Raw genomic sequence first — 18,430 nt, forward strand, 5'->3', positions numbered from 1 at the left:
AAGAACATCATGGGTTTGCTGAGCCTTGCCATCTGGACGCCCATCGCTTTTGGCGTCGTGCTGCTGGCCCTGGGCCGCGACGACCAGGCACCCATGGTGCGCTGGGTCGCGCTCGTGGGTGCGGTGGTGGGCCTGGCGGTCACGGTGCCGCTCTACACCGGTTTCAAGCTCGGCACGGCCGCGCTGCAGTTCGTTGAAAAAGCCCCCTGGATTCAGAACTTCAACATCCACTACCACCTGGGCGTGGACGGCATCTCGTTGTGGCTGATCCTGCTCACCGCGTTCATAAACGTGGTAGTCATCATCGCCAGCTGGGAGTCGATCACGACGCGCGTGAACCAGTACATGGGCGCCTTCCTGATCCTCTCGGGCCTGATGATCGGCGTGTTCAGCGCGCAGGACGCGATGCTGTTCTACGTGTTTTTCGAAGCCACGTTGATTCCGATGTACTTGATCATCGGCATCTGGGGCGGCCCGAACAAGATCTACGCAGCCTTCAAGTTCTTCTTGTACACCTTGCTCGGCTCGTTGCTGATGCTGGTGGCGCTGATCTACCTGTACACCGTGTCCGGTGGCAGCTTCGCCCTGGCCGACTGGTACAAGCTGCCCTTGAGCGGTACCGCGCAGACCTTGCTGTTCTTCGCCTTCTTCGCAGCGTTTGCCGTGAAGGTGCCGATGTGGCCCGTGCACACCTGGCTGCCCGACGTGCACGTCGAAGCCCCCACCGGTGGCTCGGCCGTGCTGGCGGCGATCATGCTCAAGCTCGGTGCCTACGGTTTCCTGCGTTTCTCGCTGCCCGTCCTGCCCGATGCCTCGCACCAATGGGCCTGGCTCATGATTGGGCTCTCGCTGATCGCGGTGATCTATGTGGGTCTGGTGGCCATGGTGCAGCAGGACATGAAAAAGCTGGTGGCCTACTCGTCGGTTGCCCACATGGGTTTCGTCACGCTCGGCTTCTTCGTCTTCAGCGACCTCGGCGTGTCTGGTGGCATCGTGCAGATGATCGCGCACGGTTTTGTGTCGGCCGCCATGTTCCTGGGCATCGGTGTGCTGTACGACCGCGTGCACTCGCGTGAGATCGCCGACTACGGCGGCGTGGTCAACACCATGCCCAAGTTTGCTGCGTTCGCGCTGCTGTTCACCATGGCCAACTGCGGCTTGCCAGGCACGGCCGGCTTCGTGGGCGAGTGGATGGTGATCCTGGCGGCCGTGAAGGCCAATTTCTGGATCGGCCTGCTCGCTGCGTCAGCCCTGATCTTCGGCGCTGCTTATTCGCTCTGGATGTACAAGCGCGTGTACCTGGGCGCCGCGGGCAACGACAACGTGAAGGCCCTGATCGACCTCAACCCGCGTGAATTCCTCGTGATGGCGGTGCTTGCGGTGGCGGTGCTCTTCATGGGCGTGTACCCCAAGCCTTTCACCGACGTCATGGACGCCTCCGTGGCGGACTTGCTGCGCCACGTGGCTGTTTCCAAGCTGCCCCAGTGAACCACGGCCGTCACACGACACAAGAGAACGAACAATGATTGACAAGCTCAGCTGGGTCGCGGCCTACCCTGAAATCCTCCTGCTGACGATGGCCTGCGTGATCGCGCTGGCCGATCTGACGGTGAAGTCGCCCCTGCGCGGCGCCACCTACGCACTGACCTTGCTCTCGCTCGGCGCGGTGGCGTTCTTGCTTGGCATGGCGGCCGTCTCGGGCACGACCACGCTGGGCTTCGGCGGCATGATCGTCAGCGACCCCATGGGCAACTGGCTCAAGTGTTTTGCCACCATTGCCATGATGGTCACGCTGGTCTATGGCCGCGGCTACGCCGGCCAGCGCGACATGTTGCGCGGCGGCGAGATGTTCACCCTGTCCATGTTTGCGTTGCTGGGCATGTTCGTCATGATCTCGGGCCACAACTTCCTGGTGATCTACCTCGGCCTTGAACTGCTCACGCTGTCCAGCTATGCCCTGGTGGCGCTGCGCCGCGACGACGTTCAGGCCACCGAGGCAGCCATGAAGTACTTCGTGCTCGGCGCACTCGCCAGCGGTTTCCTGCTCTACGGCCTGTCGATGGTGTACGGCGCCACCGGATCGCTGGATCTGGCCGAGGTGATGAAGTCCATCGCGGGCGGCGAGGCCACGCTCAAGGGTTCTGCCCAGGTGCTCACGCTGGGCCTGGTGTTCGTGGTCGCCGGTCTGGCCTTCAAACTCGGCGTGGTGCCTTTCCACATGTGGGTTCCTGACGTGTACCAGGGTGCCCCCACCGCCATCACCCTCATGATCGGTGGCGCGCCCAAGCTTGCTGCATTTGCCATCGTCATCCGCCTGCTGGTCGAAGGTCTGCAGCCACTGGCTTTCGACTGGCAGCAGATGCTCGCGGTGCTGGCTGTCATGTCGTTGCTGGTGGGCAACTTCGCCGCCATCGCGCAGACCAACCTCAAGCGCATGCTGGCGTTTTCCACCATCGCGCAGATGGGCTTCATGCTGTTGGGCTTGCTCGCCGGCGTGGTGAATGGCGACACAGGCAACATGGCCAATGCCTACGGCTCGTCGATGTTCTACGTCATCACCTATGTGCTGACCACGCTGGGCACCTTCGGTGTGATTCTGCTGCTGTCGCGCAGCGGTTTCGAGTCGGAAAACATCAGCGATCTGGCCGGCCTGAACCAGCGCAGTCCGCTGTACGCCGGCGTCATGGCCATCTGCATGTTCTCGCTCGCCGGCGTGCCACCGCTGGTGGGTTTCTACGCCAAGCTGTCCGTGCTGCAGGCGCTGCTGGCTTCCAGTGGTGCGTTCTACGTGGGCTTGGCGGTCTTCGCAGTGATCATGTCGCTGATCGGTGCTTTCTACTACCTGCGCCTGGTCAAGGTCATGTACTTCGATGCGCCCGCGCAGACCGCCGGCATCGAAGCTGGCCTGGATGCCCGCTCGGTGCTCTCGATCAACGGTGCACTGGTGTTGCTGCTGGGTATCCTGCCTGGTGGCCTCATGAGTTTGTGTGCCCGCGCCGTGGCTTCGTTGTTCGCCTGACCGCTTTGCCGCTGCCTCCGGTGAACTTGGCCGGCGCAGCCGGCTCACACTTTTCACCATGAACCACAGCTTTTCCGTCTGGCTGGTGTTGATTGCCGCTCTGGTTGCGGCCAATCTGCCCTTCATCAACGACCGCTGGTTGGCGTTGATTCCACGCAGCCAACCCAAGACCCTCTGGATCAGGCTGGTCGAGATGGTGCTGCTGTATTTCATCGTGGGTGCTCTCGGGCTCGCGCTGGAGAACAGCGCCGGGCAGATTGCTCCGCAAGGTTGGGAGTTCTACGCCACCACCGGTGCGTTGTTCATCACACTGGCCTTTCCCGGTTTCGTCTACCGCTACCTTTACCGCCACCGCGGTTGAGATGAACGACGACAACCACCTGATCGAAACGCCGCTGTCGCGCACCGAGCTGCTGCGTGGCCACTTCCTGCATGTGGTGCGCGACACGGTTCGCCTGCCCGGTGGAGCCGAGGCCACGCGCGAGTACGTGCTGCACCCGGGTGCGGTCATGGTGATCGCTCTGCTGGACGATGGGCGGGTGGTGCTGGAGCGCCAGTTCCGCCATCCGATGCAGGCGGTGATGATCGAATTTCCAGCGGGCAAGCTCGACGAGGGCGAAGACAGTTGGGTGTGTGCGCAGCGTGAACTGCTGGAGGAGACCGGCTACAGCGCTCGCGAATGGGCCTTTGCCGGGCGGCTGGCGCCCACGGTGGCGTACTCCGACGAGACCATCGATATCTGGTTCGCGCGCGGCCTCACGCTGGGCGAGAGGCAGCTCGACGACGGTGAACTCCTCGACGTGTTCACCGCCACACCCGCCGAACTTCGGGCCTGGTGCTTCAGTGGCCAGGTGATTGACTGCAAGACCTTGATTGGTTCGATGTGGATGCAGAACGTGCAGGCCGGTGAGTGGACGCTGCAGTGGAAGGATGCCGCCGGATCGCCTTCGGCAGGACAATCGGTGGCATGAAGGTTCTCGACCTGCAATGTGCCCACCAGCATGAATTCGAAGGCTGGTTCGGCTCCGAAGACGATTTCGTGAGCCAGCTCGGCCGTGGCCTGGTCACGTGTCCGTTGTGTGGTGATGCACACATCCAGAAGAAGCTCTCGGCCCCCCGACTGAACCTGCGTGTCGGGCGTGGTGACGCCGAAGCCACGGCAACACCCACCCCCGCCAGTGCGGCAGTGGCCATGACCAACCAAGGCATGAACCCCGATCTGGCTGCTTTGCAGGCCCGCATGCTGCGCGCCCTGCGTGAGGTGGTGGCCAACACCGAAGACGTGGGCGAACGCTTTGCACATGAGGCGCGCGCCATGCACCACGGTGAAGTGGAGCACCGCAACATCCGTGGCCAGGCCAGTCCCGAGGAGGCGCTGGCCATGATGGAAGAGGGCATCGAGGTGATTGCCTTGCCCACGCTGCCGGCGATCAAGGAAACCTTGCAGTAGCGAGCCTCGCCTCAAAGACAAGACCCCGCTGTGCGGGGTTTTTTTCTGCTCGCTCGCGCCGCAGGGGCGCATCATGCGTTTTGCGCATGACGGCATGGCATGGGTCCATGCAATCCTTTTCTGGGGCCGTTTCGAAGCGGGGAGCATTCCTAGAATCGCGCACACCTTCCCTCGCCAACGCCCCTATTTGACCGGATGCCGACCATGAACTCGAGCTTTCAGGACCTGTATTTCGCCGCTGCCGACCCCGAAGAACTGCGCAGTCGCGACCCCGCCTTGCTGCAGACCATGGCCGCCGCGCACCAGGCCCTGCTGGGCGCATCGGCGGGCGGCGAGGTGCGGGTGCAGATCCTGGACCTGCCCACGCAGCCCACCCGCGAGAGCGGCACGCACGTGCTGCAGATCGTGCACCCTGACATGCCTTTTCTGGTGGACTCGGTGGGCATGGCGGTCAACCGCAGCGGGCGCACCCTGCACTGGATTGTCCACCCGCTGTTGCGCGTGACGCGCGACGCTGCGGGCCATGTGGCCCAGATCAGCGGCGCGGCGCAGCAGGGCAGCGCCGAAGGCCAGGTGGTCTCGTGCATCCTCGTCGAGTGCGACCGGCTCGCGTCCGACCCCGAGGGCGTGGCGCTGCGCAAGGCCATCGAAGACACCTTGCAGGACGTGCGCCTGGCCGTGCAGGACTGGCGCGCCATGCTCTCGCGCGTGCAGGTGCTCAACGCCAGCTTCACCGCGCTGGATGCATCGGTGGCCGATGAGGCCAAGGCCTTCCTGACCTGGCTTGAACAGGGCCACTTCACCTTCCTGGCGGCCGAAGACTACGTGCTGCAGGGCGATGCGTTGGTGCCGGTGCCCGGCACCGCTCTGGGTCTGCTCAAGGCACCCGGTGCGCAGGTGCTGCCGGCCCAGCCCGCGGCGGCCTTCGTGGCCAACCCCGACCTGGTGCTGTCCACCAAGGCCATGAGCCGCTCCACCGTGCACCGCCCGGCCTGGATGGACGCCATCAGCGTCAAGCGGCTGGACGCCGCCGGCAAGCTGGTGGGAGAAAGCCGCTTCCTGGGGCTGTACACCTCGGCGGCCTATGCCGCGTCGGTGGAGCAGATCCCGGTGGTGCGCCAGCATGTGGCGCAGGTCATGGCCCATGCCGGCGTGGTCACCGGCAGCCACGCGCACAAGGCCCTGCAGGCGATCCTGGAGACCTACCCGCGCGACGAGATGCTGCAGATCGACGCCGCCACGCTGGAACAGCACGCCCTGGGTATCCTGCGCCTGCAGGAGCGCCAGCGCGTGCGCCTGTTCGTGCGCCGTGGAGCCTATGGCAGCCTGGCATCGCTGCTGGTCTACGTACCGCGCGACGTCTACACCACCGAGCTGCGTGTGAAGCTCGGGGCCCTGTTCACCGAGGCCTTCGACGCGGCGTCGATCGAGTTCACGCCCATGCTCACCGACAGCGCGCTGGCGCGCATCCACTACGTCGTGCGTGCCAAGGACAAGCTACCCGCTCAAGTGGACCTGGCCGCACTCGAAGCCCGCGTGGCCCAGGCCTGCAAGCGCTGGGTCGACGGCGTGAACGCCGTGCTGCTGGCCCAGAGCGGCCGCAGCGCCAGCGGCCTGGAGGCCCTGGTGGCCGCATTCCCCACCGCCTACCGCGAGCACTTCGACGCCGATACCGCCGCCAGCGACGCGGCCGTGCTCAGTGGCCTGGGTGAGCAGCAGCCGCTCGCGCTCAAGCTCTACCAGCGCCAGGATCAGGTGCGTTTCAAGACCTACGCCACGCAGAAGATCACCCTGTCGGACGCCATGCCGGTGATGGAGTCCATGGGCGCGCGCGTCCTCGACGAGCACCCCTACCACCTCGCCGCGCCGGGCTACTGGATCCACGACTGGGGCCTGCAGTTTGCCCAGCCGCTGGATGTGGAGCGCCTCAAATTCCGCTTCGAGGAACTGTTCCAGGCGGTCTGGCGCCAGGAAGTGGAGAGCGACGCGCTCAACCGCCTGGTGCTCTCCACCGAGCTCGATGCCCGCGCCATTGCCGTGCTGCGCGCCTATGTGCGCTACTTCAAGCAGCTCGGTTTTGCCTTCAGCCAGAGCTACATCGAGGACACGCTCAACAAGAACCCCGCCATCGCGCAGGGCCTGGCCGATCTGTTCGCGACCCGCTTCGACCCTGCGAAGGCCGACGGTCGCGCCGAGCGCATCCAGACCCGTGTGCGCGCGCTCGAAGCCCTGCTGGCTGATGTGGCCAGCCTGGAGGAAGACCGCGTGCTGCGCCAGTTCCTCAGCACCATCCAGGCCACGCTGCGCACCAACGCCTACCAGCGTGGCAGGGACTGCATGAGCTTCAAGCTCAGTCCGCGCGACATCCCCAACGTGCCCGAGCCCAAGCCCCTGTTCGAGATCTGGGTCTATTCACCGCGCGTCGAGGGCCTGCACCTGCGTGGCGGCAAGGTCGCGCGCGGCGGCCTGCGCTGGTCGGACCGGCGCGAAGATTTCCGCACCGAGATCCTGGGCCTGGTCAAGGCGCAGATGGTGAAGAACACGGTGATCGTGCCTGTGGGCTCCAAGGGTGGATTTGTGCTCAAGAAGGCACCGCCCGCGAGCGAGCGCGAGGCCTACCTGGCCGAAGGCGTGGCCTGCTACAAGACCTTCCTCTCGGGTCTGCTGGATGTCACCGACAACCTGGTCAAAGGTGCGGTGGTGCCGCCGGCCGATGTGGTGCGCTTTGATGAGGACGACCCCTACCTGGTGGTCGCCGCCGACAAGGGCACGGCCACCTTCAGCGACATCGCCAACAGCGTGAGCGCGGCCTACGGTTTCTGGCTGGGCGACGCCTTCGCCTCCGGCGGGTCGGTCGGCTACGACCACAAGAAGATGGGCATCACCGCGCGCGGCGCCTGGGAATCGGTCAAGCGCCATTTCCGCGGCCTGGGCGTGGACACGCAGACCCAGCCCTTCAGCGTGGCCGGCATCGGCGACATGTCGGGCGACGTGTTTGGCAACGGCATGCTGCTGTCCACCCAGATCAAGCTCGTGCTGGCCTTCGACCATCGCCACGTGTTCATCGACCCCAACCCGGACATCGCCGCCAGCTACGCCGAGCGCGAGCGCCTGTTCAAGCTGCCGCGTTCGAGCTGGGACGACTACGACAAGGGTCTCATCAGCGAAGGCGGTGGCGTCTTCCCTCGCAGCGCCAAGTCGATACCGTTGAGTGCGCAGGCGCGTGCCGTCATCGGCACCGAGGCCACGGCCATGGCGCCCAACGAGCTGCTCAACGCCATCCTCAAGGCCCCGGTGGACCTGCTCTACAACGGCGGCATCGGCACCTATGTGAAGGCCAGCTTCGAGAGCCACGCCCAGGTGGGCGACAAGGCGGGCGACGCCTTCCGTGTCAACGGCAGCGAACTGCGCTGCAAGGTGTTCGGCGAAGGTGGCAACCTCGGTTGCACGCAGAACGGCCGCATCGAGTTCGCGCAGGCCGGTGGCCTGATCTACACCGACGCCATCGACAACTCCGCCGGTGTGGACTGCTCCGACCACGAGGTCAACATCAAGATCCTGCTGGGCGCCGTGCAGGAAGCCGGTGGCCTCACGCTGGAGAGCCGCAACGACCTGCTGGCCAGCATGACCGACGAGGTGGGCCACCTCGTGCTGCAGGACAACTACTACCAGACGCAGCAGATCGAGCTGGCCGCCACCCGGCCTGTGTACCTGCTCGACGGCCAGCAGAACCTGATGCGCTGGCTCGGCCAGATCGGCCTGCTCAAGCGCGCCATCGAGTTCCTGCCCGACGACGAGGAACTGGCCAGGCGCAAGCGAGAAGGCCGTGGCCTGACCCGCCCGGAGAACGCCGTGCTCATGGCCTACGCCAAGATGAACCTGTTCGACGAGCTGTGCGCCAGCAGCCTGCCCGACGACCCGTTCTACGCGCGCGTGCTCAAGATGTATTTCCCCACGGTGCTGGGCGAACGCCATGGCGACTTCATCGCACGGCACCCGCTCAAGCGCGAGATCATCGCCACCTTCATGACCAACACGGTCGTGAACCGCGTCGGCGCGACCTTTGTCAACTTCCTGGCTGTGGAGGCTTCGTGCACGGCGGCCGAGGTGGTCAGCGCCTATACGCTGGCGCGCGAGGTGTTTGCGCTGGAGCCGATCTGGGACCAGATCGACGCCCTGGACAACAAGGTCACGACCGAGCTGCAGCTGAGCCTGCTCACCCAGCTCGCCACCATCGCGCAGCGCGCCAGCCGCTGGATGCTGCGCCACCGTGGACAGGGCGACCTGCCCACGCTGATCGCCAAGTACCGCCCGGCGGCCCGCACGCTGCGTGAACACGTCGAGCAGTGGCTGCCCGCCACCGCGCTGGAGCAGTGGAAAGCGGCCAGCGCCCGACTGGTGCAGGCTGGTGTGGATGCCCGTCTGGCCGACGATCTCACGGTGCTCGACCACTTGTACCCGGTGCTGGATCTGGTGGATGTGGCGGCCAAGGCCGGCAGCACGCTGGAGCAGGCGGCGCGCACCTACTTCGCGATCGAAAACACGCTGGGCCTGGACCACTGGCGTGAGCGCATCGGCCAGCTGCCGACCGACTCGCTGTGGCAAGCCCAGGCCCGTGCCAGCGCGCGCGACGACGTGTATTCCATCGCGGGCCAGTTGGTGCTGTCGCTGCTGAGCAGCCAGCAAACACTGGCGGCCTGGCAGGAGCAGCACGCCAAAGCGATTGCGCGCATCAACGCAATGCACGAGAGCATTGCGAACCTGGCGCCGGATCTGGCCCCAGTCTCCGTCGCCCTTAGAGAGTTGCGCCAGCTGGGGTGATTTGGAGCACCCCCCTGCGCCGCTGACGCGGCTTCTCCCCTCTCTGGCGCCTTCGGCTGGGAGGGGGAATGGCATCTTGGGCCGGCGGAGCCGGACCCTTGATGCCTCTGGTGAGGTCGCGTCGCGCAGTCAGACCTGAAACTGCAACGCGGCCAGGCCGGCGTACACGCCGCCTTGCGCCACCAGCTCGGTGTGAGTGCCTTGCTCCACCAGCCGGCCGTGGTCCAGCACCACGATGCGGTCTGCTTGCTGCACCGTGGCCAGGCGGTGCGCGATCACCAGCGTGGTGCGGTCCTTCATGGCCGATTCCAGCGCGGCTTGCACCATGCGCTCGCTCTGCGCGTCCAGCGCGCTGGTGGCTTCGTCCAGCAGCAGCAGCGGTGGGTTCTTGAGCATGGCGCGCGCGATGGCGATGCGCTGGCGCTGCCCGCCTGAGAGCCGCACGCCGCGTTCGCCGAGAAAGGTGTTGTAGCCCTCGGGCAACTGGTCGATGAACTCGTCGGCAAAGGCCGCCGCTGCGGCGGCACGCACCTCGGCGTCGCTCGCGCCGGGTTTGCCATAGCGGATGTTTTCCATTGCGCTGCTGGAGAAGATCACCGGGTCCTGAGGCACGATGCCCACGCGGTTGCGCAGATCGTGCAGGCTCATCTGGTGAATGGGCACACCGTCCAGCCGGATCGTGCCGAGTGCCGGATCGTAGTAACGCAGCAGCAGGCCAAAGACCGTGGTTTTGCCCGCTCCACTGGGGCCCACCAGCGCCACCGTCTGCCCGGGCGCCACCGCCAGGCTGAAGCCTGCGAGCGCGGCCTGAGCCGGGCGCGAGGGGTAGTGGAAGGTGAGGTCATCGAACACCAGCGCGCTGCCGCCCTGGGGCGTGGGCGCCTGCTGCGGTTGCGCGGGAGACTGCACGGGCGAGGCGCTGGCCAGCAGCTCCATCAGGCGCTCGCTGGCGCCAGCGGCGCGCAGCAGGTCGCCGTACACCTCGCCAAGCACCGCCACCGCGCCGGCCAGGATGATGATGTAGAGCACCGTCTGCCCCAAGTGGCCCGGCGTGATGGTGCCGGCCAGCACCGCCTGTGTGCCTTGGTACAGCCCCCACAGCAGCAGACCCGCCGTGCTGATGATGATGAAGGCCACCAGCACCGAGCGGGCGCGCGTGCGCCGGATCGCGGTCTCGAAGGCGAACTGCGTGGACGCATTGAAGCGCGCCGCTTCGCGGTCTTCGGCGGTGTAGCTCTGAACCACCGGGATGGCGTTGAGCACTTCGGCTGCGATGGCGCTGGAGTCGGCCACACGGTCCTGGCTGGCGCGCGAGAGCTTGCGCACGCGCCGCCCGAACCACATGCTGGGCAGCACCACGAGCACGATGATCAGCAGCACCTGCAGCATCACATAGGGGTTGGTCCACACCAGCATGACCAGTGCACCGATGCCCATGACGGCGTTGCGCAGGCCCATGGAAAGCGACGAGCCCACCACCGTCTGCACCAGCGTGGTGTCGGTGGTCAGCCGCGAGAGCACCTCGCCGGTCTGCGTGGTCTCGAAGAACTGCGGGCTCTGGCGCAGCACGTGGCTGTAGACCGCGTTGCGCAGATCGGCCGTGACGCGTTCACCGAGCCAGCTCACCAGGTAGAAGCGCATCGCGGAGAAGAAGCCAAGTGCCACCGCCACGCCGAACAAGGCCGCGAAATGGCCTCGCAGCGCCAGCGCCTGCTCACCGCGCCCGGCTGGCGCCAGGCCGCTGTCGATGAGGAAGCGCAAGGCGAGCGGAAACGCCAGCGTGGCCGCGGCGGCCAGCACCAGAAACAGGATCGCCAGACCGATTTGGATGCGGTAGGGCCGCAGGAACGGCAGCAGGCCGCTGAGCGATGTGGGGGTGGTGCCCTTGGGGCGGTCGGAGGGGGAGGGCGTGCTCATGCAGGGAAGTGTGCCGGGTTTTGAGTGCGCCCGTTTTGAGCCGCCAACGGCGCTGCGCACATCTGCCAGGGGTAAGCCATTGGTACAAATTTTTGGTGCTAGCATCGCGGCCAAATTTTCAACCACTAGGAGGGACAGGGATGGCACAACACAGCGAATTCGAGGCGACGGAGTTCTTGTCCGACAGCCGAGCTCCCAGAAGTGATCCGACGCAGACGCTCGACATCCGCTTCACGGGCTCGGGCAGCGAGTACTTCCGCATCTGGATCGTCAACCTGCTGCTGACCCTGGTCACCCTCACGCTGTATTGGCCCTTTGCCCGTGCCCGGCGCCTGGCCTACTTCCAGAACAACACGCTGGTGGGCAAGGACCCGCTGGGTTTTCATGGCGACCCCTGGAAGATGTTTCGCGGCTACCTGCTCATGCTGCTGTTCGGCGTGTCGTACGGGGCGGTGTCGAACTTTGCGCCGGCGTTCGCCTGGGTGCCAGTGCTGGTGCTGGCGGTGCTGTGGCCCGCGCTGTGGCGCGCCTCGCTGCAGTTCCGGTTGCGAAACACCAGCTGGCGCGGCGTGCGCATGTCGTTTGAAGGTGGCCTCCAGGGCGCCTATGGGTGCATGCTGCCCTTTTTCGCGCCGGTGCTGGCCTTCGGGCTGGTCATCGCACTGGTCGCGCCCGGCTTGCAGGCATCGAAGGACGGAGCGGCTGGCGCCATGCTCGCCACAGCGATGGGCCTGGTCGTGCTGGCCATGGCCGCGCTGTCGCCCTGGTTGATGGCGCGCATCAAGCAGTACCAGCATGGCGGCTACGCCTTCGCACAGGAGCGCGCGCGACTCAAAGCCGGCGCCGGTGCTTTCTACGGGTTCTCGTTTCGGGTGGCTGGTGTGTCCTTGCTGTGCGCGGCGGTGCTCGCCGCTGTGGGTGCCGTCGTGGCGGTGACGCTGGGCAGCTCGGGCGGCGCGGCCATGATCGCGCTGCCCTTGGTGCTGGCCCTGGGCTATCTTGTGTTCCCCTTGGTGCTCATGCCCTACACCACGGCACGTCTGCAGAACCTTTTGTGGAGCTACACCCGCAGTCGGCGCATTCACTTCACGAGTCGGTTGAAGTTCGCACCCTTGATGAAACTCACCGCCCGCAACTGGCTGTTCATCGCACTCACGCTGGGACTTTACTGGCCGTTCGCGAAAGTGCACACCGCACGCATGCGGCTGGAGGCCATGGCGATCACGGTGCAGGGCGATGTGAACGCCTGGCTCGCGCAGGCGCAAGGCGGTGACAAAGGCATTCTGGGTGACGCGGCGGGCGACTTCTTCGGCATCGATATGGGCCTGTGATGAGTGAAGCGCCCCGGCTGGTCAGCACCTGGTTTGACGGCCACAGCCCGCGCGCGCAGGTCTGCGAGCTGCGCATCGAGGGTGATGAACTTGTGCTCACGGTGGATGGCGGGGAACGCCGCTATCGGGTGCGGCAGGTGCGTTGGGCAGAACGCCGTTCGCACGGTCAGCGCCAGAGCGAGCTGCCCGACGGCGGCCTGATCCAGCACGCCGAGGCCGGTGAGTGGGACGCCTGGCGGCAGGCCAGCGGCCAGCGCGACGGCGCGGTGGTGGGCTGGATGCAGAGCTGGCGCGCCACGCTGGTGGCCATGGTGGCCACCGCGCTGTTTCTGGGGGCGGCCTGGACCTGGGGCGTACCCTGGCTGAGCCAGGCCTTGGCGCACCAGATACCACAGTCGCTGGAGGCCCGCCTGGGTGAACAGGGCATGCAGCAGCTGGAGCGCCTGTTCCTGCAGCCCAGCGCACTACCGGTGCATCGGCAGGAAGCGCTGCGTGCCCGGTTCAAGTCGGCCGTGGAACGCGCCCATCCGCAGGGCGATGCACCAGCCTGGCGGCTTGCCTTTCACCGGTCCAAGGTCCTGGGTGCCAACGCGTTTGCATTGCCGGGTAGTCACATCGTGATCACGGACGATCTGGTGAACCTGCTGGCCGACCGGCCGGAGGCCATCGTGGGCGTGCTGGCGCACGAGCTCGGTCATGTGCAGCACCGTGACGGGCTCGACCTGATGGTGCGCGCGAGCCTGGTCAGTGCGCTGGTGGGCGTGGTGCTGGGCGATGCCAGCGGCTTCCTGGCCACGGTGCCCGCCACCCTGGCCACACAAGCCTATTCCCGAGATGCCGAGCGCGCCGCCGACGCTTTTGCCGCGCGATTGCTCGACCAGAGCGGTGTGTCCCCATCGGTCATGGTCGTGTTCTTCGAGCGCATCCAGCAACTGGAAAAGACTGCAGACCCGGACGATGACGGCGAGCAAGGCAGCCCGCTTCCGATCGCCATTTCCAGCCACCCCGACCACGAGGAGCGCATCCGCTTCTTTCGCGACTGGCGGCCCGGCTGAGGGGCGCCGACGGCCGTGGCTACAACACCAGCCGCTGCGCGTAACCCGTCATCTCCAGATAGCCGCGCCCCACGCGGCGGCCGTTGCTCTCGAACAGGTCTGACAGACCCTCCCAGTACACCGTGCCGGTGCCCTGGCGGCTGTCGAGTTCCTGCGGGTCGATCACCGCCTTGACCGTGTAGAAATCGGCCGGTGTGCGGATCAGCCATTCCACCGGGTACTTCGCCCGGGTGAGCGGGCTGGTCCAGAACCGTTGCGGTTTGAAGTCGACCTCGCCTGGCCGGAAGCGGTAGATGTCGGTGGGACTCTGAGCGCTGCCCGCCGCGCGAAACGAACCACCCGCCCAGACCTTGCTGCCGTCCGCGCGGCGCAGCTGAAACGCGGTCAGGCTGTGGCCATCAAACAGGTTCATGCCGATCCAGTCCCAGCCCACGGCCTCGGGGTGCAGCAGCGCTTCGCTCCATTCGTGGTCGAGCCAGGCCGTGCCACGCACGTCGAAGCGTTGACCGTGGATACCCAGCGTTCCTTGCACCGCCAGGTGGGGCTGCGACACGTAGAAGCTCGCCTGTGACGCATCGGGCCCCTTGCGCGAAAAACCTTCGTCCCCCTGCAACAACCAGGCCTGCAGCGGACGTGCGACGAGGTCGATGCTCAGCGCGTCGCCATCGATGCGGGTGCTGTAGCGGCCGTCCGGTGTGCGGGTGATGTGCCAGTCGCGCAGCACCACGCGGGTGTCGGCTTCGCTGGCGAAGACACCGCGCTCGGGCTGAGCGGAGGGCTCGCCGTTCCAGCGCGCGATGCGCTGGTCGTGCAGGAGCTTGCCGCCTTGCACGTCGGTGATGGCGGCGTGGGCAAACAGCAGGTGTCGGGCCGCCAGTCGGCTTTGCAGGGCCTGTGTGCCGTCCACGCGGCTGCGGAAGAACGTGACCTGGAAGCCGAACCCGCGGCCCTTCTCGTCCTGGGCATGGCCGGTGAGGTACCACCACTCGGTGCGGGTGTCGTTGTGCGTGCCGTGGTCGCGCGGGAACACCAGCGGGCGGGGTTGCAGTGCGTTGCCAGGACGGTGAGGGGCTTGTGCTTGAGCGTGCGGGAAGGCGAGGGCGCCCGCCGATGCGATCAAGAGGTTGCGGCGCAGGCAATTCAATGCGAGTTTCATCACCAGTCCTCCTTCACCGCACGCACCGCATCGCGGCTCGCCGCCGCCTGCCCGGCCAGCCACGCGGTGAGCGTGCCTGCTGCGACCACGGCCGCGCACAGCGCGAGCAGGCGGGCCCAGGGCAGCACCAGGTCCATGGTCCAGTGAAAGCTCTGCGGATTGACCACGTGCACCAGCACCAGGCTCACCGCCAGACCCAGCGCCAGGCCGGCGAGTGCACCCAGCAGCGTCCAGGCCAGGCCTTCCAGCGCCACCACACACAGGATCTGCCCTCGCGTGAGGCCCAGGTGCGCCAGCAGGCCGAACTCACGCCGTCGCGCCAGCACCTGCGCGCTGAAGCTGGCCGCCACGCCAAACAGGCCGATGCCGATGGCCACTGCCTGCAGCCACACGGTGACGGCGAAGCTGCGGTCGAAAATGCGCAGCGACACCGCGCGGATCTGGCTCGCCGAGGCGAACTCGATCAGGCCGCCAGCACCTTCGCTGGAGGCCAGCGCGCGGATGCGTTCACGCAGCGCGTTCTCGTCCGTGCCGGCAGCGAGGTGCAGCGCGAGGTCGTTCACGCGTGCATCACCCGTCAGGCGCACGAAGTCGCTGCGGTCCATGGCCACGCTGCCGTGCTGGCGCGCGTAGTCGCGCCACACACCCGCCACGAAAAAGCGGGTCCCACGCACTTTCGGCTCTGCAAAGGCCTGCGCCAGACTCGGCAGCCACCCGCCGGGCCGCGCGCCGTAGAGGTCCACCATGGCCTCACTCACGTACACGGTGATGACGCTTTCACCTTCGGCCGCTGGCGGGGCGGGCAGCGGGTTGCCCACCAGCGGCAGGCTCAGCGCGGAGCCGGGGGTCATGTTCAGCGGGCGCACGAGCAGCACCACAGCCGGGCGCACCGGGTCCAGCTGCACCGGTGTGGCGCGCAGCGTGTCCATGCGCGCCACACCTTCCATGCGCGCCACCGCCTCCACGAAGTCCGTGGGCAGATGGGCCGTGTCGTTGCCGGTGTTCCCGCTGCTGCGCACATACAGCTGCGCGGGCAGCACCGCGTCAAGCCATTGCGTGACCGATTCGCGAAAGCTCGCCACCATCACCGTGAGCGCGACGGACAAGGCCAGGCTGGCGACCACGCCGCTGGTGGCCACGGCGGCGGTCTCGCGCAGGCGGCGCGCCCGCTCCACCGCCAGCACCGGCAGCGCATGCCGTGCGATGTGGGGCGCGATGCGGTCGAGCAGCCAGCCCACCGCCAGCGGCAGCGCCGCGATGCCGCCCACCAGCAGCAGCCCCACCGAGAGGTACGCGGCCAGCGGAATGCCGGCCACCGGGGGCGCCCAGGCCAGGGCCGCCGCCAGCGCCACCAGGGCCAGGGCCAGCGTGTGTCGGCGCGCGCCCGGGCGCACCGGCGCGCCCAGCCCTTTCAAGGCCAGTGCCGGCGCCATGCGGGCGGTGGCCTGCGCGGGCCACCAGCCGCCCAACACCGAGGCCACCACGCCCAGGACGCCATAGACCAGCGCGGCCCAGGCGCTCCATTGCAGGGGTGGCGCCACGCCGGAGAAATAGCCCCCGCCCAGATCGCCACCCAGCAGCTTGAGCGCGAGTGCGGCCAGCGCCGTGCCCAGCGCAATGCCCAGGGCACTGCCCAGCAGGCCCAGCAGAGCCGATTCGGCCAGCACCAGGCGCAGGCGCGCGTCGCTTGAGAGGCCCAGCACGCCCAGCAAAGCGAACTGCGGCTGGCGCCGCGCCACCGACAGCGAGAGCACCGAAAACACGAGGAAGGCGCCGGTGAAGAGCGCCACCAGCGCCAGCACGGTGAGGTTGACCCGGTAGGCGCGCGAGAGGTTGCTCACGCGTTCACCCGACTGCTCGGGCCGCTGCGCCATCACCTGGGCGGGCAAGGCGAGTGAGGCCAGCACCGCGTCCGCCTGAGCACCGGGCAGCAGACGCAGGTCAATGCGGCTGAGCTGGCCCGCGCGGTCCATGAGGTCTTGCGCGGCGGCCACGTCCATCACCAGCAGCGGCGCCCCCGGTGCGTTCACCCGGCCGGCCACGCGCACGCTGCGCAGGGCCAGGCCGCTTTGCAGTTGCAGCGTGCTGGTGGCGCCCACCGCCTGCAGCGCGGCGGCATTCAGGAACACCGCATCGGGCGCAAACAGCTCGAAGCGGCGCGTCTGGGTGTTGTCGGTGGCGGCCTCGGGGATCGGCATCAGCGCAGGCGAGAGGCCCGCGACCACCAGCGCGTCCACCCCCAGCAGCTTCACGGCCACGCGTTCGCCACCGGGCAGCACGGCCTGCGTGGGCAGTTCCAGCACCGGGCTGGCCAGCGCCACGCCCGGGTGGGCGGCCACCCGGTCCAGCAAGGTGTCGGGCAACAGTCCCTGGCGGGCTCGCAGCTCCAGATCGGGCTGGCCGTTTACCGAACTCACCGCGCTGGAGAACTCGGCGAGTGCAGAGGCATTGATGAGGTGCACCGCGAAAGCCAGTGCCACGCCCAGCATCACGGCCACCACGGCCGAGGCGTTGCGCCAAGGGTGGTGGCGCAACTCTTGCAAGGAAAACGTGGAGAGCAGCGCGCGCATGGCGTTCGAGCTTACGCCCATGGCCTTGTCCGGTTGGAACGCGGGACAAGGTGCCTTGGCGCACAGAAGACCCCGGTGCAGGCGCGTAACATCTTTCATCCATCGAGGCTTTTCTCACCGTCCCACAGCGAACACCCACGCTGCCACCTGCCCACTCGGCCGGTCCACTAATTCTTCACGGTGACCCATGGTTCGCATCCACCTCGCCATCGACCTGCAATACCAGGTCAACCACCCCAGCGCCGACTTCATCTTCAATGTGCAAGCCGCCCATGCACCGCAGCAGACCGTGGTGTGGGAAGAGCTGCAGGTCAGCCAACCCGTGCCCATGGTCTCGCACACCGACGCCGCCACGCGCACACGCATCCTTCGCCTGACCGCCAGCCCCGGGCCGCTGCATTTGCGTTACCGCGCCACGCTGGACATCGTTCACCACGTCGCCCAGCCCGACAGCGTGTTCGAGACACCCATCAGCCAGCTGCCGGCCGAGGTGCTGACCTACATCTACCCCAGCCGCTACTGCCAGTCGGACTGCGTGACCGCCATGGCCACCACGCTTTTCGGCCACCTGCCGCCGGGCTACCGCCGCGTGGAGGCGATTCAGAACTGGGTGCAAAGCCAGGTGAAGTTCGAGTCGAACACCAGCAACTCCATGACCTCGGCACTGGACACGCTCAACGACCACAAAGGGGTGTGCCGCGATTTCGCGCACCTCATGATCGCCTTCTGCCGCGCGCTCAACATCCCGGCGCGTTTCACCACCGCCATCGACTTCGGCGCCGATCCGGCCCTGGGCCCGACCGACTTCCACGCTTATGTGGAGGCCTATCTCGGCCACCGCTGGTACCTGTTTGATCCCTCGGGCACCGCCATCCCCATGGGGTTCGTGCGCATCGGCACCGGTCGCGACGCGGCCGACGCCTCGTTTGCCACCATCTTCGGCCCGGTGACGGCCCACGCCCCGCGCATCGACATCTCGGCACAAACGCACCCGGGCCATGGCTGGCACATGCCGGTGCGCCGTCCCGAGGCCCTGTCCACCGATTCCGCCTTCACCTGGAACGCCGTCGACGCAGCCTGACTCCCGCGGGCCCTTGTGGCCTAATAGGGG

The 18,430-nt window shown here is 66.9% G+C and carries 12 protein-coding genes; 9 read left to right on the forward strand and 3 right to left on the reverse strand.

Annotated features, from left to right (window positions below):
• Positions 1 to 9: 9 nt before the first annotated feature.
• The 6 genes from F9Z44_RS08155 to F9Z44_RS08180 all read left to right on the forward strand — a co-directional run bounded on the left by F9Z44_RS08155 (position 10) and on the right by F9Z44_RS08180 (position 9,290).
• Complete coding sequence (locus tag F9Z44_RS08155; RefSeq protein ID WP_159605106.1) at positions 10 to 1,488, forward strand: NADH-quinone oxidoreductase subunit M; 1,479 nt, start codon at positions 10 to 12, stop codon at positions 1,486 to 1,488.
• Positions 1,489 to 1,522: 34 nt separating this feature from the next.
• On the forward strand, positions 1,523 to 3,019 hold the full coding sequence (nuoN, locus tag F9Z44_RS08160) for an NADH-quinone oxidoreductase subunit NuoN (RefSeq protein WP_159605108.1): 1,497 nt from the start codon (positions 1,523 to 1,525) through the stop codon (positions 3,017 to 3,019).
• Positions 3,020 to 3,077: 58 nt separating this feature from the next.
• The gene (locus F9Z44_RS08165) at positions 3,078 to 3,380 is read left to right on the forward strand and encodes a DUF2818 family protein (RefSeq protein WP_159605110.1); all 303 of its coding nucleotides are present in this window, start codon (positions 3,078 to 3,080) and stop codon (positions 3,378 to 3,380) included.
• Position 3,381: 1 nt separating this feature from the next.
• Positions 3,382 to 3,990 (forward strand): NUDIX domain-containing protein, encoded by a 609-nt coding sequence (locus F9Z44_RS08170; RefSeq protein ID WP_159605113.1) that lies wholly within the window; start codon positions 3,382 to 3,384, stop codon positions 3,988 to 3,990.
• Positions 3,987 to 4,469, forward strand: coding sequence for a DUF1178 family protein (locus F9Z44_RS08175; protein ID WP_159605115.1), 483 nt, complete (start codon positions 3,987 to 3,989; stop codon positions 4,467 to 4,469). Before F9Z44_RS08170 ends, F9Z44_RS08175 begins: the two co-directional genes overlap by 4 nt.
• Positions 4,470 to 4,673: 204 nt before the next feature.
• Positions 4,674 to 9,290 (forward strand): NAD-glutamate dehydrogenase, encoded by a 4,617-nt coding sequence (locus F9Z44_RS08180; protein ID WP_236574296.1) that lies wholly within the window; start codon positions 4,674 to 4,676, stop codon positions 9,288 to 9,290.
• A gap of 129 nt (positions 9,291 to 9,419) precedes the next feature.
• Here F9Z44_RS08180 and F9Z44_RS08185 read toward each other — a convergent pair whose 3' ends face one another.
• Complete coding sequence (locus tag F9Z44_RS08185; protein ID WP_159605119.1) at positions 9,420 to 11,207, reverse strand: ABC transporter transmembrane domain-containing protein; 1,788 nt, start codon at positions 11,205 to 11,207, stop codon at positions 9,420 to 9,422.
• A 140-nt stretch (positions 11,208 to 11,347) separates the two neighbouring features.
• Here F9Z44_RS08185 and F9Z44_RS08190 point away from each other — a divergent pair, with 140 nt between their 5' ends.
• A complete protein-coding gene (locus tag F9Z44_RS08190; protein ID WP_159605121.1) occupies positions 11,348 to 12,538 on the forward strand; it encodes a YjgN family protein in 1,191 nt (396 codons plus the stop codon).
• On the forward strand, positions 12,538 to 13,593 hold the full coding sequence (locus F9Z44_RS08195; RefSeq protein WP_159605123.1) for a M48 family metallopeptidase: 1,056 nt from the start codon (positions 12,538 to 12,540) through the stop codon (positions 13,591 to 13,593). The genes F9Z44_RS08190 and F9Z44_RS08195 overlap by 1 nt, the downstream gene beginning before the upstream one ends.
• 19 nt (positions 13,594 to 13,612) lie before the next feature.
• Here F9Z44_RS08195 and F9Z44_RS08200 read toward each other — a convergent pair whose 3' ends face one another.
• The gene (locus F9Z44_RS08200) at positions 13,613 to 14,749 is read right to left on the reverse strand and encodes a lipocalin-like domain-containing protein (protein WP_159605125.1); all 1,137 of its coding nucleotides are present in this window, start codon (positions 14,747 to 14,749) and stop codon (positions 13,613 to 13,615) included.
• On the reverse strand, positions 14,749 to 17,319 hold the full coding sequence (locus F9Z44_RS08205) for an ABC transporter permease (RefSeq protein WP_159608632.1): 2,571 nt from the start codon (positions 17,317 to 17,319) through the stop codon (positions 14,749 to 14,751). The genes F9Z44_RS08200 and F9Z44_RS08205 overlap by 1 nt, the downstream gene beginning before the upstream one ends.
• 187 nt (positions 17,320 to 17,506) lie before the next feature.
• Between F9Z44_RS08205 and F9Z44_RS08210 the strand changes: the two genes are divergently transcribed.
• Complete coding sequence (locus F9Z44_RS08210) at positions 17,507 to 18,400, forward strand: transglutaminase-like domain-containing protein (protein ID WP_159605127.1); 894 nt, start codon at positions 17,507 to 17,509, stop codon at positions 18,398 to 18,400.
• Positions 18,401 to 18,430 lie beyond the last annotated feature (30 nt).

It is taken from the genome of Hydrogenophaga sp. PBL-H3, from assembly GCF_010104355.1.
Taxonomy (GTDB): Bacteria; Pseudomonadota; Gammaproteobacteria; order Burkholderiales; family Burkholderiaceae_C; genus Hydrogenophaga.

Coding starts and splice junctions, on each gene's coding strand:
- F9Z44_RS08175 (WP_159605115.1), top strand. CDS start 3,987: ATGAAGGTTCTCGACCTGCAATGTGCCCACCAGCATGAATTCGAAGGC.
- F9Z44_RS08180 (WP_236574296.1), top strand. CDS start 4,674: ATGAACTCGAGCTTTCAGGACCTGTATTTCGCCGCTGCCGACCCCGAA.
- F9Z44_RS08155 (WP_159605106.1), top strand. CDS start 10: ATGGGTTTGCTGAGCCTTGCCATCTGGACGCCCATCGCTTTTGGCGTC.
- F9Z44_RS08165 (WP_159605110.1), top strand. CDS start 3,078: ATGAACCACAGCTTTTCCGTCTGGCTGGTGTTGATTGCCGCTCTGGTT.
- F9Z44_RS08170 (WP_159605113.1), top strand. CDS start 3,382: ATGAACGACGACAACCACCTGATCGAAACGCCGCTGTCGCGCACCGAG.
- F9Z44_RS08185 (WP_159605119.1), bottom strand. CDS start 11,207: ATGAGCACGCCCTCCCCCTCCGACCGCCCCAAGGGCACCACCCCCACA.
- F9Z44_RS08190 (WP_159605121.1), top strand. CDS start 11,348: ATGGCACAACACAGCGAATTCGAGGCGACGGAGTTCTTGTCCGACAGC.
- nuoN (WP_159605108.1), top strand. CDS start 1,523: ATGATTGACAAGCTCAGCTGGGTCGCGGCCTACCCTGAAATCCTCCTG.
- F9Z44_RS08200 (WP_159605125.1), bottom strand. CDS start 14,749: ATGAAACTCGCATTGAATTGCCTGCGCCGCAACCTCTTGATCGCATCG.
- F9Z44_RS08195 (WP_159605123.1), top strand. CDS start 12,538: ATGAGTGAAGCGCCCCGGCTGGTCAGCACCTGGTTTGACGGCCACAGC.
- F9Z44_RS08205 (WP_159608632.1), bottom strand. CDS start 17,319: ATGCGCGCGCTGCTCTCCACGTTTTCCTTGCAAGAGTTGCGCCACCAC.
- F9Z44_RS08210 (WP_159605127.1), top strand. CDS start 17,507: ATGGTTCGCATCCACCTCGCCATCGACCTGCAATACCAGGTCAACCAC.